The 25,867-nt window shown below is 34.4% G+C and carries 25 protein-coding genes; 17 read left to right on the forward strand and 8 right to left on the reverse strand.

Annotated elements, in window-relative coordinates:
• Window positions 1–3 precede the first annotated feature (3 nt).
• The 12 genes from A9G45_RS12190 to A9G45_RS12245 all read left to right on the forward strand — a co-directional run bounded on the left by A9G45_RS12190 (window position 4) and on the right by A9G45_RS12245 (window position 13,293).
• Window positions 4–1,311, forward strand: a complete 1,308-nt coding sequence (locus A9G45_RS12190; RefSeq protein WP_081297921.1) for a CpaF family protein — start codon at window positions 4–6, stop codon at window positions 1,309–1,311.
• Window positions 1,308–2,237, forward strand: coding sequence for a type II secretion system F family protein (locus tag A9G45_RS12195; protein ID WP_065566240.1), 930 nt, complete (start codon window positions 1,308–1,310; stop codon window positions 2,235–2,237). Before A9G45_RS12190 ends, A9G45_RS12195 begins: the two co-directional genes overlap by 4 nt.
• A gap of 3 nt (window positions 2,238–2,240) precedes the next feature.
• Window positions 2,241–3,110 carry a type II secretion system F family protein gene (locus tag A9G45_RS12200; RefSeq protein ID WP_065566239.1) on the forward strand — a complete coding sequence of 290 codons (870 nt, stop codon included), beginning with the start codon at window positions 2,241–2,243 and terminating at the stop codon, window positions 3,108–3,110.
• 13 nt (window positions 3,111–3,123) lie between these two features.
• Window positions 3,124–4,533 carry a tetratricopeptide repeat protein gene (locus A9G45_RS12205; protein WP_065566238.1) on the forward strand — a complete coding sequence of 470 codons (1,410 nt, stop codon included), beginning with the start codon at window positions 3,124–3,126 and terminating at the stop codon, window positions 4,531–4,533.
• Window positions 4,534–4,578: 45 nt separating this feature from the next.
• Window positions 4,579–5,451: a hypothetical protein gene (locus A9G45_RS12210; protein ID WP_065566237.1), complete on the forward strand. Its 873-nt coding sequence runs from the start codon at window positions 4,579–4,581 to the stop codon at window positions 5,449–5,451.
• Window positions 5,452–5,453: 2 nt separating this feature from the next.
• Entirely contained in the window at window positions 5,454–6,884 is a 1,431-nt protein-coding gene (locus A9G45_RS12215) for a type II and III secretion system protein family protein (RefSeq protein ID WP_065566236.1), read from the forward strand.
• 18 nt (window positions 6,885–6,902) lie between these two features.
• Window positions 6,903–8,066, forward strand: a complete 1,164-nt coding sequence (locus A9G45_RS12220) for a hypothetical protein (RefSeq protein WP_065566235.1) — start codon at window positions 6,903–6,905, stop codon at window positions 8,064–8,066.
• A gap of 30 nt (window positions 8,067–8,096) precedes the next feature.
• The gene (locus tag A9G45_RS12225) at window positions 8,097–8,567 is read left to right on the forward strand and encodes a TadE/TadG family type IV pilus assembly protein (RefSeq protein ID WP_141673683.1); all 471 of its coding nucleotides are present in this window, start codon (window positions 8,097–8,099) and stop codon (window positions 8,565–8,567) included.
• 15 nt (window positions 8,568–8,582) lie between these two features.
• Window positions 8,583–9,344 (forward strand): tight adherence pilus pseudopilin TadF, encoded by a 762-nt coding sequence (tadF, locus tag A9G45_RS12230; RefSeq protein ID WP_065566233.1) that lies wholly within the window; start codon window positions 8,583–8,585, stop codon window positions 9,342–9,344.
• Window positions 9,345–9,375: 31 nt separating this feature from the next.
• The gene (locus A9G45_RS12235) at window positions 9,376–11,352 is read left to right on the forward strand and encodes a pilus assembly protein (RefSeq protein WP_065566232.1); all 1,977 of its coding nucleotides are present in this window, start codon (window positions 9,376–9,378) and stop codon (window positions 11,350–11,352) included.
• Between the two features lie 61 nt (window positions 11,353–11,413).
• Entirely contained in the window at window positions 11,414–12,835 is a 1,422-nt protein-coding gene (locus A9G45_RS12240) for an RCC1 domain-containing protein (protein ID WP_176701593.1), read from the forward strand.
• Window positions 12,836–12,837: 2 nt separating this feature from the next.
• Window positions 12,838–13,293: an A24 family peptidase gene (locus A9G45_RS12245; protein ID WP_065566230.1), complete on the forward strand. Its 456-nt coding sequence runs from the start codon at window positions 12,838–12,840 to the stop codon at window positions 13,291–13,293.
• Window positions 13,294–13,535: 242 nt separating this feature from the next.
• Here A9G45_RS12245 and A9G45_RS12250 read toward each other — a convergent pair whose 3' ends face one another.
• The 4 genes from A9G45_RS12250 to rplM all read right to left on the reverse strand — a co-directional run bounded on the left by A9G45_RS12250 (window position 13,536) and on the right by rplM (window position 15,726).
• Complete coding sequence (locus tag A9G45_RS12250; protein WP_065566229.1) at window positions 13,536–13,937, reverse strand: ClpXP protease specificity-enhancing factor; 402 nt, start codon at window positions 13,935–13,937, stop codon at window positions 13,536–13,538.
• A gap of 47 nt (window positions 13,938–13,984) precedes the next feature.
• Window positions 13,985–14,617: a stringent starvation protein SspA gene (sspA, locus tag A9G45_RS12255; protein WP_065566228.1), complete on the reverse strand. Its 633-nt coding sequence runs from the start codon at window positions 14,615–14,617 to the stop codon at window positions 13,985–13,987.
• A gap of 276 nt (window positions 14,618–14,893) precedes the next feature.
• Window positions 14,894–15,286 carry a 30S ribosomal protein S9 gene (gene rpsI / locus A9G45_RS12260; protein ID WP_034915459.1) on the reverse strand — a complete coding sequence of 131 codons (393 nt, stop codon included), beginning with the start codon at window positions 15,284–15,286 and terminating at the stop codon, window positions 14,894–14,896.
• 11 nt (window positions 15,287–15,297) lie between these two features.
• Window positions 15,298–15,726 carry a 50S ribosomal protein L13 gene (gene rplM / locus A9G45_RS12265; RefSeq protein ID WP_065566227.1) on the reverse strand — a complete coding sequence of 143 codons (429 nt, stop codon included), beginning with the start codon at window positions 15,724–15,726 and terminating at the stop codon, window positions 15,298–15,300.
• 275 nt (window positions 15,727–16,001) lie between these two features.
• Between rplM and A9G45_RS12270 the strand changes: the two genes are divergently transcribed.
• Window positions 16,002–16,628 carry a YrbL family protein gene (locus A9G45_RS12270; RefSeq protein WP_065566226.1) on the forward strand — a complete coding sequence of 209 codons (627 nt, stop codon included), beginning with the start codon at window positions 16,002–16,004 and terminating at the stop codon, window positions 16,626–16,628.
• Here the strand turns inward: A9G45_RS12270 and A9G45_RS12275 are convergent.
• From A9G45_RS12275 to A9G45_RS12290, 4 genes are all read right to left on the reverse strand, one after another.
• Window positions 16,591–17,172 (reverse strand): response regulator, encoded by a 582-nt coding sequence (locus A9G45_RS12275; protein WP_065566225.1) that lies wholly within the window; start codon window positions 17,170–17,172, stop codon window positions 16,591–16,593. The genes A9G45_RS12270 and A9G45_RS12275 overlap by 38 nt on opposite strands.
• 407 nt (window positions 17,173–17,579) lie before the next feature.
• Window positions 17,580–18,254, reverse strand: a complete 675-nt coding sequence (locus A9G45_RS12280; protein ID WP_065566224.1) for an amino acid ABC transporter permease — start codon at window positions 18,252–18,254, stop codon at window positions 17,580–17,582.
• A 6-nt stretch (window positions 18,255–18,260) separates the two neighbouring features.
• Entirely contained in the window at window positions 18,261–18,986 is a 726-nt protein-coding gene (locus tag A9G45_RS12285) for an amino acid ABC transporter permease (protein WP_065566223.1), read from the reverse strand.
• 2 nt (window positions 18,987–18,988) lie between these two features.
• Window positions 18,989–19,822, reverse strand: coding sequence for an ABC transporter substrate-binding protein (locus tag A9G45_RS12290; RefSeq protein ID WP_442902999.1), 834 nt, complete (start codon window positions 19,820–19,822; stop codon window positions 18,989–18,991).
• A gap of 477 nt (window positions 19,823–20,299) precedes the next feature.
• Between A9G45_RS12290 and A9G45_RS12295 the strand changes: the two genes are divergently transcribed.
• The 4 genes from A9G45_RS12295 (at window position 20,300) to A9G45_RS12310 (ending at window position 25,764) form a co-directional block, all read left to right on the forward strand.
• On the forward strand, window positions 20,300–21,541 hold the full coding sequence (locus A9G45_RS12295; protein WP_065566221.1) for an NRAMP family divalent metal transporter: 1,242 nt from the start codon (window positions 20,300–20,302) through the stop codon (window positions 21,539–21,541).
• 15 nt (window positions 21,542–21,556) lie between these two features.
• Window positions 21,557–22,333 carry a LamB/YcsF family protein gene (locus A9G45_RS12300; protein ID WP_065566242.1) on the forward strand — a complete coding sequence of 259 codons (777 nt, stop codon included), beginning with the start codon at window positions 21,557–21,559 and terminating at the stop codon, window positions 22,331–22,333.
• Window positions 22,334–22,424: 91 nt separating this feature from the next.
• Complete coding sequence (locus tag A9G45_RS12305) at window positions 22,425–24,023, forward strand: urea amidolyase family protein (protein ID WP_065566220.1); 1,599 nt, start codon at window positions 22,425–22,427, stop codon at window positions 24,021–24,023.
• Window positions 24,007–25,764 carry an acetyl/propionyl/methylcrotonyl-CoA carboxylase subunit alpha gene (locus tag A9G45_RS12310; RefSeq protein ID WP_442902998.1) on the forward strand — a complete coding sequence of 586 codons (1,758 nt, stop codon included), beginning with the start codon at window positions 24,007–24,009 and terminating at the stop codon, window positions 25,762–25,764. Before A9G45_RS12305 ends, A9G45_RS12310 begins: the two co-directional genes overlap by 17 nt.
• Window positions 25,765–25,867 lie beyond the last annotated feature (103 nt).

Genomic DNA, 25,867 nt, shown 5'->3' on the forward strand with positions numbered 1-25,867 from the left:
ACTATGGCTAGTGATGGATTTAAGTTTTCTAATGAGTGGGGCGAAGTTCGTGATTTAGTGTTTCAAGTTCTCGATCTTGAACTAATTGAGCAATTAAAGGGCGATCCAAACCAAGTTCTTCGTGAAGTTCAATCAGTAATCAGAAATATTATTAATTCTGGTGGTGCTCGTATCACAGCAGACGAATCAAGTGTGTTGGCAAGTATGATTTGCGATGAAATTGTCGGTTACGGTCCAATAGATTCGTTAATGAAGGACGAAGCTGTTAATGATATTTTAGTAAATGGTCCTTATAGCATTTATGTTGAGCGTGGAGGAATTCTTAGTAAATCCGATAAGTTTTTTATCAACGAGCGTCAACTTCTTGATATTGCTAGGCGTTTAGTTAACAAAGTTGGCAAAAATATCGATGAATCACATCCTTTAGTTGACTCACGTATGCCTGATGGTAGCCGTCTCAATGTTGTTATTCCACCCATTGCCATTGATGGCACATCCATGTCAATTCGTAAATTTGGTACTGGTCGTCGAACATTCCATGATTTAATAAATTTTGGTTCTTTAAATGAACATATGGCAAACTTTTTAGTTATTGCTGCGCGTTGCCGAATGAATATTATTGTTTCGGGGGGAACTGGTTCTGGTAAAACAACAATGCTCAATGCATTGTCTGGGTTTATTGGCGAACATGAACGTACTATTACACTAGAAGATGCTGCGGAGTTAAGGTTACAACAAGACCATGTTCTTAGACTGGAAACCAAAACAGGTAGTGATGATGGTCGAGGAAGAGTAACTATGAGAGATCTATTAGTTAATGCGTTGCGTATGCGCCCAGATCGAATTATCGTAGGAGAATGTCGTGGAGAAGAGGCATTTGAAATGCTTCAAGCTATGAATACAGGCCATAATGGTTCAATGTCAACACTGCATGCCAATACCGCTAAAGATGCGCTATCTCGTTTAGAAAGCATGATTATTATGGCTCAATCTGAATTACCGATGATTGCCATTAAAAGTTATATTAGTTCTTCAGTCAATTTTATTATTCAAGTTTCACGCCTTCCAGATGGACAACGTAAAGTGATGAGTATCACTGAAGTTCTTGGCGTTGAATCTGGCAATATTGTCACCCACGATGTTTTTAAATTCCAGATCAGTGATGAACGAAATGATCAAGGTAAGATTCAAGGTGAATTTATCTGTAATGGATTGGTGAAACGTTCTGCGCTTTATGAAGGCGCCCAATATTATGAAATGTCAGACATTTTAGAAAAGCTTATGTTTACTGCTATGGGGATTGCAACATGATAATCGTTCTTTCAATTGTACTCGTTCTTGTTAGTGCTATGAATATTTTTTCGTTGCGCAATCGTCGAGAAAGATTACAAGCTTTCTATAGAGTCGAGGTCAAAAAAGATGAATCTTTAGCTAGTTTAGTTGAAGATCGATTAACCAAGCAAAAAGGCTCTTTTTTTGCTCAAATAGCTTTGAATTTAAAAATAAAAATTAAATCTTATTATGCCTTACTCATGATGGATCAATCGACAACTAGACTGATTATTTATATTTTAGCAGGGGTTTTTGTGGGTGTGTTTTTGAATCAAAAATATATTGGTTATGACAATTACACCGTAATTCCTGTTAGTTTTATTGCTACAATTATTGCTATTATTTTCATTAAGAAAAGACAAGTTACAAAGCAATTTTATGAAACATTTCCCGAAGCATTGAATGTCTTTTCTGGTGTTGTGTCATCTGGATATGCGGTGACAACGGGATTTAAAGCATGTGGAAACTCTATGGATGGAATTGTTGGTAAAATAATGAAGGAAATTGATAGTCGACTAGAAATTGGTGAAAGTGCCGAAAGCATCTTATTTAATTCCTATCAACGACTTCCTTTTCCAGAATATTATTTCTTTATTTTAACAATAATGGTTAATCTTGATAGTGGTGGAGAATTGAAGGAAATTTTTAGTCGATTAGCAAAAATGTTAACAAATAATCGTATCCTTACTAAAACTCGAGATGGTAAAACTGCCGAACTAAGGATGTCAATCAAGATTTTAGGTTGCATGCCTTTTGGTTTTATTTTGGCTCTTAAGGGGATCTCAGAAACACATTACCTCTATTTAATTGATACAACCGTTGGTCATTATCTTTTATATTATGTTATAGCTAGCGTAACTATAGGCTACTTGATAATCAATGGTATGATTAATAAGATTATTTAAATTATGGATAGTTTACATATATTAATTCCAGTTTTTTTAATTTACATTGGCTGTAAAGAGCTATTTGATTCATATTGGTTGTATCAAAGAAAAGAAAAAATTAGCTTGCTCTTGAACAGCGAAAATAAAGAAAAGAAAACGCCAAGAAAGCATGTTGACCAAAAAAATATTGCTTTTGAAAAAATTGCTGCCAAAAATAGTGTAAGCCTGAGCTTTTTGCGCCGGTTTCAAGAACAAAATAGTTGGAAAGTGTATGCAGTTATTGTTGTTTTTTCGCTATTCTATTTGTTTAATCAAGTTTTTTCATTTATTGAACTTGATTCAAGTACATTGCTAATAGTTTTGTTACTAATTGTTATTATGGTTATTATTCTACCTGATAGGCTAGTAAAAAGGCAGACAGCAAAAAGAATCAAAAAAATTTCGCGAGATTTACCATTGATTATCGATATGATGGCGATTATGGTTAGATCAGGTATGACTGTTGAAAATGGTTTTAGATATTTAAGCACCAGAGTAAAACCAATTAACATTGATGTGGCTGCTATTTTAGAAAGGGCTTGTTTAATGATGGATGTGAATGGTATAGAGCTTTCCATCGATTTGATCCAGCGAGAAGTGCCTTGTAAAGAGATTAGAATGTTTTGTGTAACTTTAAAAAGAAGTATTAGTTACGGTAACTCAATTTATGAGGCTTTATTAGAGCTATCAGCAGAAATTAGAGAAATACAAAAATTAACGATAGAAGAAAAAATTGCTGCTGTTACGGCCAAAATGACAGTACCGATGATGGTCTTTTTTCTAGCCCCTATTCTTGTTATTGTTGCAGGTCCTGTTGTTATGAATATTATATCGACATTAAGTAATGGATAAGGATTTAGAGATAATGAATTACTTTTCAATATGCTGTAAGCCAAAAAAATTAATAAAACCAAAATGTATTGTGCTTTGTTCAATATTATTTTTTGTTGCAGGGTGTCAAAATAGCACCTTAAAGTACGATTTAAATGAGCAACAAAAAATTTATATTCATGAAACGACAAAAAATTACGGTGGTTTAATTGAGCTTTATAAACAACGATTGCAACGTTCTGATACCGTAGATACAAGGTATAAACTTGCGCGTATCTACTACCTTTCTAATGATTTTGAAGCAGCAAAGAGGATTTTAACGCCAGTTTTAAATAAAACTAAGAACGACGGTCTTTTTGTTTTATATGGTCATGTTGAGTCTAGGCTTGGTAATAATGATACGGCGTTAACATATTTAGATAAAGCGATCGCAATCAATGGTAAAAATGGAGAAGCTTATAATGTAAAAGGTGTTATTTTACTGAAAAAACGACAATATGATGCTGCGCGTTATTCGTTTAATTTAGCTAGAGAAAATTTTTATGATGAAAATAAAGTCACAAATAATTTAGCCATGTTATCGATTTTGAATAAAGAATATAATGAAGCCTATAAGCATCTAAATATCTTATATACAAAAGGATATCGTGATCAAACCATTCTTCATAATTTACTTTACACATTGATAAAATTGAATAAAATGCAACTAGCTAAATCATTTTGCATAGCGCATAAATTATCTAATGATCCTGAAATATTAATTCAAGAATTAAAACAAATTGAACCAAATAAAGCTATCAAATTTAATGAAATTACACCAGGGCAAGTTGAGAATCAAAAGCAATATACAACTGAAAAAGTAGCATCACAAAAGATTGAAAAAGAGATAGCTGTAAAATCAGAAAAAGGGAATAAATCGAAGAATGTAGCAAGTTCAACCGCGCATGCTAAATTGTCCAATATGACTAAATTAGAAACGGTTACAGACAAGCGGGTAGATTCTAGTGCGATTAATTCAAAACCAGAAAAGGCCAACGATCTTAGTGTTTCTAAGCAAAATAATGAAGCAAAACAGCCAGCAACTAAATCAACTATTTTAGCTGTTCGTTCTGGCGAGCATGAAAAGTTTAGTCGAATTACTATCGAAACTGTAAGCCAATTAAATAAGAGTGAATACTTTGTTGAAAAAATTTCTCCAACAGAGTTTAAATTATCATTTTATAAGGTTACATTGCCAGCAGCGGGTATAAATTATATTATTAACCGAATTTCGCATAGTGAACGAGATTTTTCTGACGTCACAGGAACGTTGACGGCTGAAAATACATTAGTTTTAAACATAAAAACTAAACAAAATTCAATTGTGAAAGATTTTTATGCAGGCCTCAATTCAAAAGGAAAGGCTCATTGCTTTGCATTTGATTTTTATTTAGAAAATAAATAAATGCAACTAAAATAACAATAAATATAAGTATTATATGGAGTTTGCATGAAAGATAAGAAATTGATTATTTTATATGTATTAATGTTAGTTGTTGGAATAGCATTATTATTTACAAAGTCGCCTCCTCCTGCTGTTGTTGAACATCCAGTCGAACAGCAAGTTGTGATCGAAGCCCCTAAAGTAGAGCAGCCCAAAACAGAAATGATAACGGTTGCTTTTGCAAAACATACTATCAATAAGAAAAAGATATTAACTAAAGATGATTATTATTTTAAGTCAATAGAAATTGACAAAGACAGCCCTGAAAAGTCGAAATACATAACCGATTCAGCGGAGATAGATGCTTATGTCGCTAAGAATAATATTGCGAAAGATTCTTTTATTGAACATAGTTTTATTGCTTCGCCTAATTCGCCTGATTACCTGCTTTTAGCACTAAAAGAAGGAAATTATATGTTTCCGTTTAAATTGGAGCCGATGGATTCTTATTTAGTAAAGAATTTAAAAGCTGGCGATCTTGTCGATCTTTATATTTTTTATGCTGATGAAACGGTGCGTTCTCGCAATAATGATGAAGCAGGTAAATTAGTTTCGCCAAGTAGTGATTTTGCTAAAAATCGTATAAAACCAATTATTGTTGGCAAGAAAATTCTCTATATTGATTTAGGCGATGCATTTGATCAAAATTTTCAAAAAAATGATACAGGGCAAATTCAACTAGAGCTTTCTAATCAAGAAATAAAATTACTAAGAACATTAATGACGAACTCTAAAATTATGATATACCCGAGCATTTACAAAAAAAATGTTGAAGATGGACTACGCTCATTAAGTGATAAAGAAAAAAACTGGCCGATATCTGATAATGATATCTTTTTGGAGAAACAGAAACGGATTAATTTGCTCAGAGGTAATTAAGAATGCTAATAAAAATTAAATTAATTCTAAACAAAGTCAAGCTTCCCTTTTGCTTATTACTTATGGGATTTTCCTCATTAACTTTTGCTAATATTCATAATTTACAAATAGGGCAAAGTAAAACAATTGTTTTACCTGAAAATGTAGGAACAGTGTTTATTAGTCAAGATACTGTAGCAAATTATGAGGTTGTTAATGATAAGTCATTAATTATATATGGGAAATCAAATGGTAGAACTAGTTTGATAGTTTATGATAATGCAAACAACATTATCATTAACGATACTATCAATGTTGATCCACTTTTGTCTCAAATTACGTATAGGCTAGCTCAAAACTTCCCAAATAGTAGTGTGACAATAGATCGTTATGATAATGGAGATGCAAATGGTCGATTTGTCTATGTACTAAACGGTACGACCCCTGATAGCACAACAAAAAATAAAATTATTACAGTTGTTGGTTCACTTGTTGGGCAAAATTCCGAGCGAATACGGACAGAAGCGTCAGGCGATGCATCAGTTAAGCCGGATCTATCGTTTCAGGATCATTATATTTATAGCAATATTATCGATAATATTAGAGTAATAGAAGAATATCAGGTTAATGTGAAACTAACTTTTGTTGAGGTTAGCAAAGAATTTACCGATTCATTAGGCATTGAATGGCAAAGTTTAAGTTTAAACAGCATGGTATCTGGTGGTTCGACTATGAACAGTGTGGGAGAGTTCACATTATTAGGACTTAAAAAAGGGTTTGATATCCACAATATTACTACAGTGATTAGGGCAATTAAAAATGATCATTTAGCTAAAGTTCTAGCGCAGCCCAATTTATCGGTACTATCAGGTGAAAGTGCCTCATTTTTAGTCGGTGGTGAAATACCCATTGTAACGAAGAATAAAGATGGTGATGCAAATGTTACCTATAAAGAGTATGGTATTAAATTAAATATTAGTACTAAAGTTAATAATGATAAGCGTATTAGGCTATTTATTGATAACGAAGTTAGCTCAGTTTCTGGCTCATATGCATTTAATAATTATAATATCCCAACGTTATCGACTCGAAGAACAAGCTCAACTATCGATTTATCTAATGGCGATAGCTTTGTTATTGCTGGATTAATTAACGAAAAAGATGAAGAACAATTGTCTCGGCTTCCTTTTATTAGTGAGATTCCTATTTTAGGTGCACTAGCTCGTAGCGCAACAACAGCTCGTGGTAAGACTGAAATGGTTGTATTTGCAACAGTTAACTTAGTGACATCCAATAATAGTTTTGATGGAGTAGAGTTACCAATTTTAGATCGCACTGATGTGATTAATGGCTTCTTCAATATTAAAAATAACATTGATAAACAAAGACGTAAAACTATACCAGTGTCTAACGAAAGTGAAAAATTTATTAACGATATGGGCTTTATTGAATAAAAGGTTATTGGGATTCTTATGCAATTATTTGGTAATAAAAAAGATACAAATGGATCAAAAGATTCTCCACAGGAGTTTGTTGCTGGACGCATATCGGGTTTTCAAGTCGCAATTTTAAGTAAAAGAAGTGAATTGATTGAAAAGATTCGTTCTGTGTTATTTCTTTATAATGTATTAAGTATGGAGGTTATCTCACTAGAATTATCCGAGTTGAAAGAAGATACTCGCTGGAATCAGTATGATGTAGTTATTTTAGATATTAAAGATGAAGGCGATGCTGAATTCTTGTCAGAAAATATCAACCGCTGTATACCTATTCAAGCATCAACAATACTTATAGGCAGTCATGATTCGATTCAATTTTCTGAATTTTTGTTAAAAAAAGGAATACATTTCTTATTAGAAAGCAGTCAATTAGAGAAGATCCCTACTATTTTAAATTCAAGAAGCTTAACCCCACCAGGTTCAAGTAAAAGAGTCGGTAGTGTTGTTACATTTCTAGGCTGTAAAGGCGGAATTGGTACATCGTCATTAGCGGTTCATGTACTAAAAAATATTAGTAAATTAACGAATTATCCTCTACTCTATATTCAAGGAGCAACAACAAGTCCTAATGCTGATTTTTTATTTGAAATGCCAATATCTCAAGATGGTTCATTGACTAATATTGAGAGTGCTTTACAAGTAAAAGTAGAAAATAGTGCTAGTGCTTGGAAATATGATGAACTTAATTCAGGGCAATTTAATATTACATTTATTGATCAAAATATGGGATTATCATCTTCATTTAAGCACCTTGATGATATTATTACTATTTCTAATATTATATTTATTGTGATAAATCGAGATCCTTATTCAATTAAAGTAGCTAAAAAAATATTAGAGGAAATTTCACGTAGCACTGCTCAAAAAACAGAATTTTTGAATAAACGTTTTCTGGTTTGTTTAAATGATAACACTGTTTACGATAAAAAAAATGCTTTACGTGACGACGATATTGAAGAATTTTTAGATCGAAATATTGATTTTAAACGTAAATTTATATCAAAGGTAAGTAACTTTAAAAAGGCTGCTAATAGTAGTGAAGTAAAAGAAATCTCTTCAGCTATTATTGGGAATAAGAGCATTCAAAACGGTAAGTCTAAAAAGTCTTTTACGATATTAAAAAGAAAAAAAGATTAATTTTTAATGTGGAATAGGGCAGAGAAAATTATGTTGAAATGTTGGAGATTATTTTTTTGTCAAAAGAAAGCGAGTGTTTCGATTGAATTTGCAATTGTTTTCTCTTTTTTAATCGTTCTATTTGTATTTATGCTTGAGTTAAGCAGAATTATGATTATTGGTTCTGCTTTGGATTTAATATCTACCGAAATACCAAGAGAAGTAGCAATTTCTAAAAATATAAATTATTCCCAAAAAATGAATGATCTAATTACCTCTCAAGTTCCATTGTGGCCTTATATAACTAATCCGGATGATTTTCATATAACATTAACGTTTTGTAATACAATACAAGATTTAATAACTAATTCTTGTCAAAGCACGCTTAGTAATGATAGTCATTTAATATCATTTAATTTACAATACGATTATCGAGCTATGTTTTCCGACATGTTTTCAAGTATTTTGGACTCTTCTTTAACAAAAAAGACTGTTGTTTATCGTGAGTTTTATGAAAATTAAAGGGATAAACTAGCAATGAAATATTTGAATAATTTTTTTCGCAATAAAAAAGGCGTTGTCTCAATTGAGTTTGCGGCATGTTTCTGTTTATTTTCACTATTAGTGTTTATTATTTATGATGTATATAGTACTATCATGCTACAAAATAAACTTGAACGGGCAAATTATACAGTAGCATCAATTTTTCGTGAAAGGTCGGCTATTTATCCGATAATGGGTAATACAAATAGTTCTAATAATTATTTAACATGCATCAGGGATCTTAAATCTTGCTACAAGTCTCATGAGTTATTTGACGAGAGCCAAGTGCAAGAATTGCGTCAATTGGCTAGTTCATTATTAGATCGTGACGTTGCGATAAGAGTCGATGCTTTATTTATTTTACAAGATCCTAGGCATCCGCAAGACTTTAGCCGAGCTAAATTAGCCACCCTAAGTTCAGAATCATGTTCTGCAGGAGCTTGTGATAGCGCTATTAGCTATTTTAATTCACTACCTAACATAATTGAAAGACCAAGAACCAACGATTATTTAAAACTTATACCCTATGTTAAAAGAACAATTGATACGGCGACGGGATTGACTGGGCGTTGGATTCCTTTATATCGAATTAGCATGTGCATTGTTAATGAAGAGAGCCTTTATTTGAAATGGATGAATTCCAATAGAGAGACAACAGATACTTTCCCAAATTTGTGTAGTAATATTGCACTATTATCTCGTTGCAATAACATTGCGGAAAATAATGGCACGGCTTGCCCTATTTATCATCGCTAATCAATGCTCTTTTAAAAGTGTGAGAGGATATATGAGTAATAACAAATTAAAACAGAACAATTATAAAAAGAACAATTTTTTTAAGTGTACTGCTGGAAACGTTATTATAAGTTTTGCAATTATGCTCCCAGCTATGTTTACTTGCATGTTGGTTTCAATTGATCATACCGAAACTATGCGTAATCGGGCTAGATTGTCAGAAGCAGCTAATGAGGCTTCGTTAGCCGTTATTGCTATAAATAATAAAAATACTGATGAGACAGCACTTGAACAAAATCAGCAAATGGCATTGAATTATATTAATTATTTTGTTCATCAAAAAATTAGTAGTGATAAATTAGATGGTGCTAATATAAAAATAGAATATAAAGCAGATAAAAAAGAATATGATATTGCCTATAATCAAATTTTTAATTCTTTAATTACTCGTAACGATTACACTGCCAATAGGGAAAGTGAAGCGATTTCTGTAAGTAATAAAACGGAAAGCTATGGCAATACTCAAAAATATGATGTTGGTGATACAGTTGCTATTGCGTTTATTAGTGATTTTTCAGGTTCAGCAACATGTGAGTACAGTAATACACAATGTAATGATTATACTTCAGTTGTTAGAAATAATGATACACGGCGCCTTAATTATATGAGAAAGGCAATAGGAGACGCTATTAGCAGATTTGAAGAGTATCCCATATATAATTTTGCTTTGGTTCCTTATGATATTGGAGTCCCTGTTTTAACAAACGTTAACAATCCAGCTGATGGTGAAGGTTACTCGTGCTCGGTTATGTACAAAATGCAGGCGCCTTACGATTCAATTGACTATAATTTCTGGGCAAATAAAAATATCGCATATCCAAAATGGAGTAAGTTGAAAAAAGTAAATCTAATTGATGATTATTTAACCTATAACTATTTCAATAGATTTAACAAAAATACAGTATATTACTATCTGGATTATTATTATTATCTTTATTATTCAAAAATCATCGGTCCTGCGGTAGGTGCTCATAGTGATAGTGATTTAGTAGATAGAAACCTTTGTGAATATAGGCATAATATTGAACAGGTTAATATGGGATCTTCTCGATATGCTTGCAATAAGAAAGCCCCTGATGACTACCCATTATCCCTTCGAAACAGAAGAAAAGTTGAGAGACAATACGCTAAAATAGTTCAATTATATGATTATATGTTTTCTGGTGACTATGATGATGTGCACGGTTCATTTGCCAACACTAAGACAGTTGATGTCGATGGAACTATCGAGTCATTATTTACTAGAATGAATCAGAATATAATAACGTTTAACCGTATTATATCGCCTACCATGACTAGTTTTTCTCCATTTCAAGGGATGTGTCAATCGCCTTTATACAGTAATGGTGTCATGAGTAAAGAAATGATTAATATGTCAGATTCGGAAAGGTTTGCTGAAGCAGCAAACCATGTTAGAAATTTTAAAGCATTACCTCATTTAGTCCCTTTAAGTGATGATAATGAAGATCATAAAGCTCACAATAGAGAGCTTCGAGAATTTATTAGTGATAATAATGTAACTTGGCAGCCTGGTGGTGGAACGGATACTATGACTGCTTTACTGAGAACTGTCCCTGTGATGACTAAAGAAAGCTCTAATAATAAAATTATGATTATTATTACTGATGGCAAAGATGACAAAGGTGCGGATAAACTTAGAGACGATTTTTTAGATGGTAATGTTTGCCAGAGTATAACAGACGGTTTAACATCTAAGGAAAACTATAATAGAGGTTATATTAAAAAGCCTGCTAACACAGCCGCTATTTATTATATAAAACTAGATCCTAACGCTAGTAACTTGACAACTGATGCAGAATATGAGGCTATGTACGGCAAGTGGTTTACTAAGTGCATGAAAAATAATAAAGATTATCTATTTGAAGCTCGAGACTACCAGTCATTATTTGATGCAATAAATAGAATTATTGAGGTAGAGACAGGTAACTTTATTAATAAAAGTGAGTAAGCAAAATAATGATGAATAGGAGTTGCCAAAAATGAGAATTACAAAAATCATTATGTTATTTATGACCTGCATATGTTTCCCATTGTTAGCGGATAATGGACAATCAGGAGATAAACGTACAGATGCATTAGTTTTTCTGAATACGTCAGAAGCGGATCCAATTGCAAAAACTGGTTTAAGGAAAACGGGTCTAACTATAGAAAATGGCGATCTTTGGATTTGGGGCTACAGATATACAGGACAACAAGGTAATGGGGTTACTCATGTTCGTCGTGACCGCCCGCCCGCTAGGGTTCATACTTTTGTTCGAGCTGGACTATCTATTACTCAAGTGGCTGCGGGTAAATATCATATTATTGCTCTTGATGATCGTGGTGATGTTTGGGGGTGGGGTAGAAACTTACACCATGAAGCTACAGGCGGTCAACAAAGGGAAGGGCGGAGAGATGACACATATGTCAATCAACCTGTTCCTGTTTTGAAGGATCAAGATGTTATTGAAATTGCATGTGGGAGATATAATTCTTTCGCTTTGACAAGAAGTGGGGATGTATATTCTTGGGGAAGGAATGCTCATGGTCAAGCTGGAACGGGTACTCGTTCTTCTAAAGTTACACTTACAAAAATTACTGACTTTGATGGTAAAAAGATAGTAAAAATTGGCGCTGGCTATGATAGTGGTTATGCCATTAGTGAAGACGGGGAGGTATTTGCTTGGGGAGACGGAGATCGAGGTGCTTTTGGTGAAAGGCTGGTAGGTAGAGAGAGATTTCAAGCTAAACCTAAAGTTATTACACAGAACCTGAGAGCGATATCTCATTTTTCTAGTGGTAAACAGATTTTGTATATTGGTGGTGGAAGTGCTTATACTATGATTTTACTTGATAATGGTAGAGTTTATGGCATGGGAAAATCTAGCCGCTTAGGTATTCAAGGTCCATATGAAGAAGATGAAGTAACAGACGAAGAGAATGATGAAGGAGACAGTGATGATTTGGATGAAAATAATGATGAAATAGAAGATGACCGTGCTGACTATAATCACGAGTTAACACCAGAAGAGTTAGATGAGGAAAATGAAAGAAGAGCAGTTAGAGGCTCTACACATCCTGTCCCAACGTTGGTTACAGAACATGTTCGCTCACTTTTTTGCCGTTTTCGTGGTTGTGTTGCTATCACTAATAATAATAAATTAGTGACATGGGGACATAAACTCGGACTTTATAAAAATATATTGTATGGAGCAAATCCGGTAATTAGAGATAATATTCATGGTCCTTTGACCAAAATAGATGTTGGTCATCAACACTTTTTTTATTGGAATGAAAAAGGACAAGCATTTGGTGTTGGATACGGTTCGGGTAAAAAATTTAGTCCTCGTAGTAATAGAAGACGAGATTGGCCAGGATTGGAAATGGAATTTCTTACTGATGAGATGAAAAGAGTTTATGGTAATGATTATATCCCAGGGCAAGTGCAGTAATAATGATGAATCAACTATTAATTAATGATGTTATTATTTTAACAATTTGGGGATGTTTATTAGTTGCGTGTTATACTGATTTAACACGCAGAATAATATCAAATTATATTGTTTGTATAATATTCATCCTCGCTATTTTGAATTTTATTTTTGGTGCAGGCCAACTAAATTATAAAGCATCAGGAATATTTTTGATTTGTGGCCTATTTATGTTTTATTGCCGATTAGTTGGAGCAGGAGATATAAAATTAATTACAGCACTCTTGATATCTATTCCACCGAATGATGTTTGGGGTTTTTTAGTGCTAATTACATTACTTGGGCTGCCGATTGCAATTATAGCAATAATATATAAATATATTAAAAAACCAAAAGCAGGAGTCACATTACCTTATGGTCTAGCAATTAGCGGAAGTTATTTTTTAACGTCAATTACACTATTTAAAACAGTATTCTAATAATTACTTATTGTTCTCCCCCCCGAATAATTACACTTTGATGGATAGCTTTTTTGGGGGGGCATTTATTTAGCTCTGTATATTCTTTACGCTAAGATTAAGCTCTTGTAACTACCCCCTAAAATAGTACAGCCAAAAAGTAGTAGAATCAATTTAGTTAAATGTAGTGATATTTTTACACTAATTAATATTATGTCGCCCATTTACTAATATGTGCATGGGCGTAATAACAAATAAAATAGCTATTTTACAACACGAAATGGATTAGTTTTTGGTTTCGGTTGTTGAGGTGGAGTTTCGCATTGGTCTTGATGATATTGCGGTTCATCTTCAAATCCCATACCAATGCCATTTTCACGCGCATAAATTGCTTCAATTGCCGCCATCGGTACAACAATGTGTTGAGGGACACCCGAAAAACGAGCATTAAATTCTACTTGTTCGTTCGTTGCACAATATTGACCTACAGAATGAGGAGCAATATTTAATACAATTTGATTATTTTGAATGAACTCTTGAGGAACTATCACACCATATTTCGAAGTATTAACCACAATATAAGGTGTTAATTCATTATCTAGAATCCAGTCATAAAAAGCCCTAAATAAATAAGGCCGGCGAGGAGTCATTTGCTCAAGTTCCATAAAAAGCCACCTTGTCTACGATTATTATAAGTCAGATAAAATTATTATTATGATCTTATCTTTTTTTCGTCTTCTGTTAATGAATTAATGAAAGCTGGTCGTTCAAAAATTCGTGCCATATATGCCAAATAATTTTTTTCAGCAACTTTAGGTAACTCAATACCAAGCATAGGTAAACGCCATAATAATGGAGCAAAATAGCAATCACTTAACGTAAAATCATCACTCATAAAATAAGGCTTTTCTTTAAATATGACCGAAATAGAAACAAGATCATCAAGTAAATTTTTACGTGCAAGCTGTGCTTCATTACTACTAGGATCATTAACAATAGTTTCATAAGCACTATACCACTCTTTTTTGATGCGATACATTGTTAATCGAGAGTTAGCACGAACAATAGGATAAACAGGCATTAATGGTGGGTGGGGAAAACGTTCATCAAGATATTCTAATGCTATATGTGGTTCATATAACGTTAGATCGCGATCAATTAATGTTGGGATTGAACCATATGGATTAAGATCCAATAATTCTTGAGGTAAATTATCTGCCGTTACAAACTCAATTTCCGCAGTTACCCCTTTTTCTGCCAGCACAAAACGAATCTGATGCCCGTAAATATCTGTTGTATCACAAAATAATGTCATCACAGAACGTTTATTAACAGCAACAACCATATTCACTCCAAATATGAAAAATTAAAATAAGCTTCATTGATTACTATTCTAACAAATTGAATAACAAATTTGTTAAAAAAATGAATTTTATTGTTATCTTTATTTTAAGAAACTGTTTTATGGCAATAAGATATCAGGTGGTATATACGTTTTAATAGAAAATGCTTTTTACTATATAAGCTAATTCCAATGAAAATAGTGTTTTTAGTTATGTGGATGTATTTACGAAAAAAAACCCAGCCTTGGCCGGGTTTTGAGAACTTTTGTAAAGTTGTATTAACGCTTGCTGAATTGTGGACGACGACGCGCTTTGCGTAGACCCACTTTTTTACGTTCAACTTGACGAGCATCACGAGTAACAAAACCTGCTTGACGTAACGCTGAGCGTAAAGTTTCGTCATACTCCATTAATGCACGAGTAATACCGTGACGAATTGCACCAGCTTGACCTGATATACCACCACCTTTAACAGTGATGTAAAGATCAAGTTTGTCAGTCATTTCAACTAACTCTAACGGTTGCATAACAACCATACGAGCTGTGTCACGACCAAAGTATTGCTCTAATGAACGTTTGTTAATAACGATGTTACCACTACCTGGTTTGATAAATACACGAGCAGCAGAACTTTTGCGGCGACCTGTACCGTAATATTGATTATCAGCCATCTTCTATCCCCTTAAATATCTAATACTTGCGGTTGTTGTGCCGCATGATTGTGCTCATTACCAGCATAAACTTTTAGTTTACGGTACATTGCACGACCAAGAGGACCTTTCGGTAACATGCCTTTTACAGCAATCTCGATGACTTGTTCAGGATGACGTTCAATCATTTCTTTAAAAGTCGCTTCTTTTAGCCCACCGATGTAACCCGTGTGACGATAATAGATCTTATCAGTGCGTTTTTTGCCTGTTACAGCAACTTTTTCTGCATTGATAACGATAATATAATCACCTGTATCAACATGTGGTGTGTATTCTGCTTTGTGTTTACCACGCAAACGGCTTGCGATTTCAGTAGCTAAACGACCTAACGTTTTACCTGCTGCATCAACAACGTACCAGTCGCGTTTAACTGTTTCTGGTTTAGCTGAAAAAGTACTCATTCGTAATTATCCAATTTTTAATTAATCTCACGTTAATAAATCAGTTGATTTATTTACACTTTTTGATTGTTACTATTAATCAACACACCCCTTCGAGTGGTTATATTAATGCTCACAACCTAAAACAACATTGGGAAAAACGTTGTCGTAACGTGGGTGGCAATATTATACAGAAATAATATAAAAGCGCTAGAGTAAAAATAAAAAATCATGGCGAGAAAGAAGCCTTACTGATAAACTTAAAATCAACATTAAATAACACAATATTTATACAAATGAACAAAACTATTCAACTTTCAGAAAAAGATTATATTAACAAAGGATTGCATCGTAAATGTTATCATCATCCTAGTGATCTTAATAAGTGTATTAAAGTAAATTATAATGATGGTGCCGAAGAGGAAACTAACCGCGAAATTGCCTATTATAAACATCTGATCAGGCGCAATATTTCATTTGAAGCGTTAGCTAAATATTATGGCTCGGTGTTAACCAATTATGGTCAAGGTCATGTTTTTGAACTTATCCGTGATTATGATGGAAAAACAGCGACATCACTTGAGAAATACCTTTCTGATGAAAAATTAACACAACAATATTATGCTGATTTAGTGATTTCATTAAAAAATTTAAAATCGGCTTTATTAAAAAACCGTATTATTACTATGACAATAAAAAGCAAGAATATCTTGTTTCAGCACTTAAGTGCTGATAAAAGTCGTTTGATTATTATTGATAATATTGGTAATTCGACGCTTATCCCTATTGCTAATTACATTTCTTTTTTTGCTAAAGCGAAAATTGAACGAACTTGGCAACGTTTTTTAAACTCAATTGTTAAAGAGAATAGCAATAATCGATTAATTACTCGTTTAGTTGATGAAGTGAAGCAGTCATCCTGAATTCTGCAATAGCACCTTTTGCATTATCTGTTCTATTTTTTAAGGTAAATAGGCTTTGATGTAATTTAGCAATACGATTAACAATACTTAAACCAAGCCCTATACCATTATGTTTGCGAGCCATACGAAAAAAGGTTTGGGTTAGCTTTTCGCTTTTAGATTCATCAATGCCGTTACCTTGGTCTTGTACAGTGATAAGGATGTCTTTTTTATCCTTATTGCAACTTACCAAGATTTTAGTCTCATTGGGGCTGTATTGATAACTATTTTCAACTAAATTACGTGTTAGTAGTCTTGTATCTCGTGCCGTCAAAATCAAAACTGGTGTTGTAATACCATTTTTTCGCCAATGCATTAGCAATTCAAGTCCATCACAATCAGGTAGCCCTAAATCCAAAATGATTAAGCTAAATTGTCCAAATTGGATATATTGTTCAGCTTGATTACCATTTTGTGCAACTTCACAGACATAACCGTTTGAAGTTATACCGTCGTATAGTCCTTTTTGTAACAAACTATCATCTTCAATAATTAATATCTTCATTGTTCATTACCTTAATACCGATTTTAGCATTATTGAACATGCGCAATAATTTATTTTATATTGGGCTTTACATTGCTAAATCTGTTTATTTAGTCCAATAAAGCGACAATCGATTAAGAAATTTATGAATATTTATCCCAAGCTTTTAATTAAACATGCGGATATGAGGCTCACAATAAATCCAACAATAACCCCTAATGACAATTGAATATCCAAAACATGTCACATAAAAATAAGTGGGATTTATATTTTGACTTGTTAATCAAAAATAAAAGGTTGCTTGTAAATTATGCAAATAAACCGTTTTCTAGATCTATTTAACCTAGTAATAATTTAACGCAAAAACCTTAAGGCAACCTTAAAATAAAAAAACAATTAAGAAATAAGGATAGAAAATAGATAATGTATTATTTAAAAAAGCATAATAAGTATTTTGGTAAAATCGAAGCCGCAAGATCAAGTGTGGCACAAATAATAAAATAAACTACAATGACAAATAAAAAGATTTCGGTTGGATAGACCATACTACGATTATTAATTTGTGTTGCAACAAAAGTAAATTCAGCCACCCCGACAATATAAGCCAAAGAAGTATCTTTAATAAGCGATACCCATTGGTTAACAAAAGACGGTAACATCATTTTAACGGCTTGAGGTAATATAATCACCTGTTGTTTAGTTAAACCTAATGAAAACGCTGCTTGCCATTGCTCTTTAGCCACCGCAATCATGCCGGCATGAACGGAATGACCAATGTATGCAGCACCTATTAAAGATAGAGCAAATATCACGGTTGCAATTGCTGGTATATCAACATGAAGCACCATAGGTAACAGAAAGTAACTCCAAAATATAAGCATAATAACCGGAATAGCTCTAAAAAAACTAAGCACACTAATTAATAAATTGTGTAAAATCCCTTTTAAAACCGTTAATCCTACCCCTGCCAAAATACCTAAAATTGTTGAAAACAAGATAGCGATAATACTTATTAGTAATGTTAAGAAAATACCTCCAGGGAAATTTCCCCACATTAAGTAACCTAAATTATGCCAAATAACTTCAAATCCTTTAAAGCCCATAAATAATCACACCTTACCTGTTTGCAATTGTTTTGTTTGATAAATATTGCCTAAAGTTCCAACTATTACTATTGTTATAATATAAAGTAAAGTTGCAATGGCAAAATCTTGAAAGGTTTTTAATGATTCAGTTTCGATTTGGCGTGAGGCATAAGAAAGTTCTAACACACCAATAGCCATAGTTAACGATGAATTTTTAATAATATTCATGTACTGACCAATTAAAGGTGGAAAAGCAATGCGAAAACTTTGTGGTAAAATAATAAAGCGCATACTTTGCCACCAACTTAAACCCAATGCTAATGCGGCTTGCTCTTGCGCTCCTCTAACTCCAGCAATACCTGCTCTAAACTCTTCGGCAATAAAAGCGCAGGAATAACAAGTTAAACTAATTGAGCCTATGATGAATTCAAATGATGGCATTTTCACTGAAAAAAAGAACAATTGAATTTGTGGTTCTTCAAATAACCATAATTTAAATTCGACTGGCAATAAACTACCTACCCCAAAATACCAAAAAAAGAGTTGAGGTAGTAACGGAGAATAACGAAAAATTGCGCTATACCCCATTACGATTATTTGAATGATTTTAATTCGACTTTGTTGAGCAATAACTAGTAAAAAACCCAGTAATGTTGAAAAAATAATGGTAAGCAATGAAATAGCCAACGTAACTAAAAAACCATCCCATAACCACCACAAATAACGTGGTTCAAGTAATTGCTCGTACATAACTACTGACCTTTACCTATTTTAAAATCACCACGAGGCATAGCCGATGTTGTTTCAGGTCCAAACCAACGGTTATGAATTGTTAATGCTTCGCCATTTTTTTCAAGCGTTAACAAAATTTGATTTACTTTATCTTTTAAACGAGTTTCCCCTTTTGGTATACCAACAGCTTGATATTCTTCAGTAATACTAAATGGTGAAATTTCAAATGCTGCTCGTTGCTCTTCAGGTAAATTGGCTAATAAGCCAATTAATTTTGCATCATCTTGAGTGATTGCCTGCACAACACCATTACGTAATGCTGCAAATGCAAATGGCGTATCATCATAAGAAATCACCTTAGCCGTTGGATATTTTTCACGTAATGTAATTTCCATAACTGTACCTTTATCAGCACCAATACGAAGATTTTTCAAATCGTCAGCTGATTTTAATACCCCCTTTTTTGCTACAAATTTTTGACCAGTCGCAAAATAAGGCAGACTAAAATCAACTGTTTTTGTTCTTTCATCAGTAATGGTAAAATTAGCGACAATTAAATCAGCTTTTTTTGATGTCAATAACGGAATTCTATTAGCGGGATTAGTTGGGATTAGCTTAACGTTAACGTTTAACCCTTTGGCTATCTCGTTAGCATAATCAACATCAAGTCCTGTAATTTTATTGGTCTTTTCATCAATGTACCCAAACGGCGGGTTACTATCAAATACCGCTATTTTGATTTCGCCTCGTTTTTCAATATCATCAAGCCGATCTGCGTAGGCAGAACTGGTACCTAATAGTGTGCTTATTAAGGTAATAGTCGTAAGTAATTTGGTTAATAATTTCATCTTGATTCTCCACTATAAAGGTTTTTATCTACGTTTAAAGTCTATCAATAAAGAATCAAATGAATAAATAGCAAATATTCACATGGTTATAACTTAAAGTTATATGGAGAATTATCTGATTAAGGATTTTATCAATAATGAATAAAACTAATAAAAGTTGGGTATCACATACCAAGATAGAAAATTTTACTAACTTTTACTAACGCAAGATGCACTAAATTAAGTTATTAATGTTCATTTTGGTGCAAATTAGCGTTATTGTGTGTTAATTATTCGCTTATCATTCCTTGGTGGTAGGTAATTATAATTATTTTTAATTAGTTTTTTTACTCGAAAACAGTAATTATAGGAACCATTCTTGTTATTAATAGATGTTGTTAGCCTATGGCATAATGTTTGCATTACTTACAAAAGTAGTAAAAATTCGTAAATAGGGTGGCCGTGTCGATAATTAAAAAAAACAAATTAAAAGGAGATAAGCACATGAAAGATCAAGATCATAGCAGTAGCGCCGTTGCTTTTGTTAAAAATCGGCGAGCTTCGTTAATCAGTGCTATTTTTTTAATGGCAACTTCAGCAATTGGCCCAGGTTTTATTACTCAAACAGCGACTTTTACAGTTACCCTTGGCACTGCTTTTGGTTTTGGTATTTTAGCCTCTATTATTATCGACTTTGTTGTTCAACAAAATATTTGGCGAATTGTTGCATTAACTAAAATGAACTCTTCGGATATTGCTAATGTGACTATTCCATTCAGTGGTTATGTACTCGCAGTACTGATCATATTTGGTGGGTTGGTGTTTAATATTGGTAATATAGCGGGTGCAGGCTTAGGTTTAAATGCACTTGTTGGGCTTGATCCTAAGTGGGGTGGTGCAATCAGCGCATTAGTAGCGGTTTATATATTTTCATCACGCAAAGCCAGCAATTTTATTGATCGCTTAATGATTGGTTTTGGTTTGTTGATGATTATTTTGACCTTATTTGTGGTATTTGCATCACATCCACCAATTGGACAAGCTTTAAAAGAAACCGTTTTTCCAAGCAATATTGATTTTGCCTCAATTACGACCATTGTTGGTGGTACGGTTGGTGGTTATATCTCTTATGCTGGAGCTCACCGTTTACTTGATAAAGGGATGGTTGGCGCTCAGCATATTAAATATGTTTCAGGCGCAGCAACAAAAGGAATTATAGTTGTGGGTTTGATGCGTTATATCTTATTTTTAGCCATTTTAGGCGTGGTAGCAAGTGGTGTCACTATTGATATTTCAAGTTATGCTGCCAATCCTGCATCGCAAGCCTTTCAGGCAGCTTTGGGTGAATTAGGATTACGGATTTTTGGATTAATTTTATGGGCTGCTGCAATAACTAGTATTATTGGTGCTGCTTATACCTCAATGACTTTTATTACTCCTTTTAGGCGTTCTATTACTGAAAAGCAACGCCAATTTGCAACCACTATTTTTATTATGGCTTCTCTGGCTATTTATTTAGCAATGGGAACCGCACCTGTATCATTATTGGTTTTTGCCGGTGGTTTTAATGGTCTAGTATTGCCAATTGGTTTAACTATCTTTATTTATATTGGTTGGAAGCGTGCCGATCTTATGTCAGGCTATCATTATCCTAGATGGTTATTGTGGTCAGGTCTGATTGTCTGTGCCATTACTTGGTATATGGGGGCGATGTCTGTAGCCACTATCTTTAACTATTTAAAATAGAAGGACAATATGACAATAACTAAATTTATTGATTTAAATAGTGATCTTGGCGAAAGTTTTGGACAATGGAAAATGGGCAATGACGAGGCAATACTAAATGTTGTTAGTAGTGCTAATATTGCTTGTGGGTTTCATGCTGGTTCGCCAGAGGGTATTTTAAAAACCTTAAAAGCCGCTAAGGCGAATAATGTGACGGTGGGAGCCCATGTCGGTTATCCTGACTTAGTTGGTTTTGGTCGCCGTAATATGGACATTGCCACCGATGAGCTAAGCGCTGATGTAATTTATCAAATTGGTGCACTTAAAGGATTAGCAAAATCGATTGGTACCAACGTTCGGTATGTGAAACCACACGGCGCATTATATAATACTATAGCACATGATAAACGTCAGGCAATGGCGGTAATTAATGCGATTTGCCTTATGGACCCTTCGTTGATTTTGGTTGCTCTTGCTGGATCACCACTCATTGGATGGGCTAAAGAAAGTGGTTTGTGTGTAGTTGCTGAAGCTTTTGCTGATAGAGCGTACTGTGCTGATGGAACATTAGTTTCTCGCAAAGAAGCTGGTGCTGTATTACACGATCCTGATTTAGTAGCTGAGCGTATGCTACAGCTTGTTAATGATGGGGGAGTTATCTCTGTAGAAGGGCAGTTTGTGGATATTAATGCTGAATCAATTTGTGTGCATGGCGATAGTGCTAGAGCCTTAGCTATGGCACAAAAAGTACGGGAGAAATTACAACAAAATGGCATCATAATAACCCCATTTGCCAAGAAGGTTGCTGCTTAAGTTGGCTATAAATGTATCTTTTAACATGATATAACAAAATAAAATTTATATATTTGGTAATTAGGACTTGATCTATGTATAGAGGTGCTTAATGAGATTTTTACCTGTTAATCTTGATGCGCTTATTGTTGAACTCAAAAGCCTTGAACAAACAATGGCGTTGACTGATGCACTTCAACATGTTATTCCACATTGGAATATAGAAGAAATAATCCCCGCTGCACGCACGATATTAATTCGTTATAACCCCATTGTGACTGATGCTAATACGCTTGCTAAGCATATTGCTCAATTGGATATTGCAGAACATGTAATGCAATCTGGCGAATTGATCATAATACCAGTTAGGTATAATGGCGAGGATTTATCCCAAGTGGCTGAATATCTAGGGATAACCGTTAGTGAAGTCATTGCCAGACATACCAATAATGAATATCAAGTGGCTTTTTGTGGTTTTGCTCCAGGCTTTGCTTATATGGTAGCTAAAAATGCTGAACTTAACGTGCCACGCCGTCAATCACCAAGAGTTCGTATTCCTGCTGGCTCTGTTGCATTAGCGGGTGAATTTAGCAGTGTTTATCCCCAAGCAAGCCCTGGTGGTTGGCAACTTATTGGAACAACTGATACAGCAGTGTGGGACTTAAACCGTGATCAACCTGCGTTATTGAAGCCGGGTAACCGCGTTAATTTCATTGATGCTAGTAAGTCATCTAAAAAATATTATTTACCGGCTGCTAAAAAAGCCAATAAAAGCATTAGCCAACAACAAGATATTAAAATATTAGCAACGGGATTACAAACACTCATACAAGATAAGGGTAGAATTGGTCAGGCAGCGTTAGGTATTTCTGAGTCTGGCGCCATGGATAAGGGAGCTCTGCACAGTAGCAATCGTATTTTAGGAAATCCAATTAATGAAGCAGTATTAGAAATTACGCAAGGTGGGTTTAAAGCACAGATAAATCGTAGTATGTTAGTTGCCGTCACAGGGGCTGAATGTGAAATAAGTATTACAACATCAGCGGGTGAAATGTATCATGCTGCAATGTATCAACCGATCCAATTGGAAACCGGTGATATTATTAGCTTAGGCAGCGCAAAATGTGGTGTACGTAGTTATTTTGCTGTACGCGGTGGTTTTCAGCTATCGCCTATTTTAACAAGTTGTTCTTATGATACTCTTGCGCAAGTTGGGCCATCACCGCTTAATGTTGGTCAAACGCTAGCTATTAAGCACAATCAAAACTTAAATGCGGTGTCATTAATGGAAACCCCCGCTATGCGCTATCCTACTTGTGATGATGTTATTGTATTAGATATTGTGCTTGGGCCGCGCACTGACTGGTTTACTAAGCAAGCCGTAGAATTACTTTCTTCGCAACTATGGCAGGTTACACCAGCCTCTAATCGCATTGGTTTACGCTTATCTGGTGACATAGCTTTAAGTCGTGACAAGCAACAAGAATTACCAAGCGAAGGAACTTGTGTTGGTGCAATACAAATTCCTGCTAATGGGCAACCCGTGCTATTTTTAAATGATCACCCATTAACTGGGGGATATCCTGTTATTGGCGCTGTGTGTAATTATCATTTAGATTTAGCCGGTCAAATTCCAGTTAATGCTAGAATAAAATTTAATCCTATCGGGATATTTAAAGAATTTGAAGGGAGTGATGTTGATCATGTCTGAAAGTAGTCAAAAAATAACTCATAAAGTATTGATTGCTAACCGAGGTGAGATTGCCGTACGTATTATACGAGCGTGTCGTGATATGGGTTTTTTGTCTATCGCAGTTTATGCCGATGCAGATATTGATGCACTTCATGCGCAAATGGCTGATGAGGCTTATGGGTTGTTAGGTAATCTACCAAGTGAAACTTATCTTGATATTGCTAAAATCATTACGATAGCAAAAAAAGCAGGTGCCACAATGGTACATCCTGGTTATGGTTTTTTATCAGAGCGTGTTGAATTTGCTAAATCAGTACAAGAAGCTGGTTTAATATGGGTTGGTCCTAATCCAGAAACGATTGACATACTGGGCGATAAAGTGAAAGCCAGACAGCTTGCTTTGCAAGTTGGCGCTCCTTTAGTGGTTGGAACAAAAGCGCCAGTACAAGATGTTAAAGAAGTGGTTGAGTTTGCTCATACTCATGGTTTACCGATTGCGATTAAAGCTGCTTTTGGCGGGGGGGGTAGAGGCTTAAAAGTTGCTTGGCACAAGGACGAGGTTGAAGAGCTTTACCATTCCGCTGTACGTGAAGCGACAGCGGCATTTGGGCGTGGAGAATGCTTTTTAGAACAATTTTTACATAACCCTCGGCATATTGAAGCACAAATTATTGCTGATAAGTTAGGAAATGTCGTAGTTGTTGGAACACGTGATTGTTCATTGCAACGTCGCAATCAAAAATTAATTGAAGAATCACCCGCACCTTTTATCTCCGAGCATGTAGAACAACAAATTATTCAAGCTTCGATTGCTATTTGTACCAAAGCAAACTATGTAGGTGTTGGTACAGTTGAATTTTTACTTAGCCAAGATGGCAAATTATCTTTTCTTGAAGTCAACACTCGGTTGCAAGTTGAACACCCTGTTACAGAAGAAACAACCGGTGTTGATCTTGTTATTGAACAGCTACGCATTGCGCAAGGCTTGCCACTTAGTATTGCTCAAACGCCTAAACCACAAGGTCATGCTATTGAATTTCGTATTAATGCTGAAGATGCGGCAAATGGTTTTTTACCCGTAGCTGGAACGATTACGCGTTTTGATGCGCCAACAGGTCCTGGTGTACGCTTAGACAGTGGCGTAGTTGCGGGATCGTCCATTCCTGCAATGTTTGATTCACTTATTGCAAAACTTATTATTGTTGGAAATAACCGACAGCAAGCTATAGCAAGAGCTCGGCGTGCATTAGCGGAATTTTCAATTGAGGGCGTTGCGTGTGTATTACCATTTGATCGTGCGGTCATTGAGCACCCTGATTTTTGTGATGATTTTAACGTGCATACACGTTGGATCGAAACTGAATTTGATACCGCGATAGCGTCAGCAAAAAGGCAAGTACCACAAAAAGAAGAAATACTTACACATACTTTTATTGAAATTGATGGTAAGCGTTGTAAACTTGGTTTACCTGCACAATTATTAGCTGGATTATCTTTGCAAACAGATGTTAATTTGGCTACACCTTCTTGTGGCAAAGCGGCGCTTTCTGAGTTAATTGTCCCATCGCCTGTCTCAGGTAGCCTTTTTAAATGGGCGATAAACGATAATCAAAGGGTAAATGCAGGGGATGTGATTGCTATTATGGAAGCCATGAAAATGGAAGTGCAAGTTATAGCACATCGACATGGTGTTTTAAAACAAATAATCAAAGAAGGTAACTATGTCAATGCGGATGTTGCCATTGCTGAAATTGTATAGATTAAACAGAAAAAACAATCATGTTTTTTATCAAAATCACTGAAATAATCAAATATAGACGATATATTAAGCTTATTTTATACTCGTTGCGTCAGATAGTTTG

This window comes from Gilliamella sp. HK2 (genome assembly GCF_001690265.1).
Classification (GTDB): domain Bacteria; phylum Pseudomonadota; class Gammaproteobacteria; order Enterobacterales; family Orbaceae; genus Gilliamella; species Gilliamella apicola_C.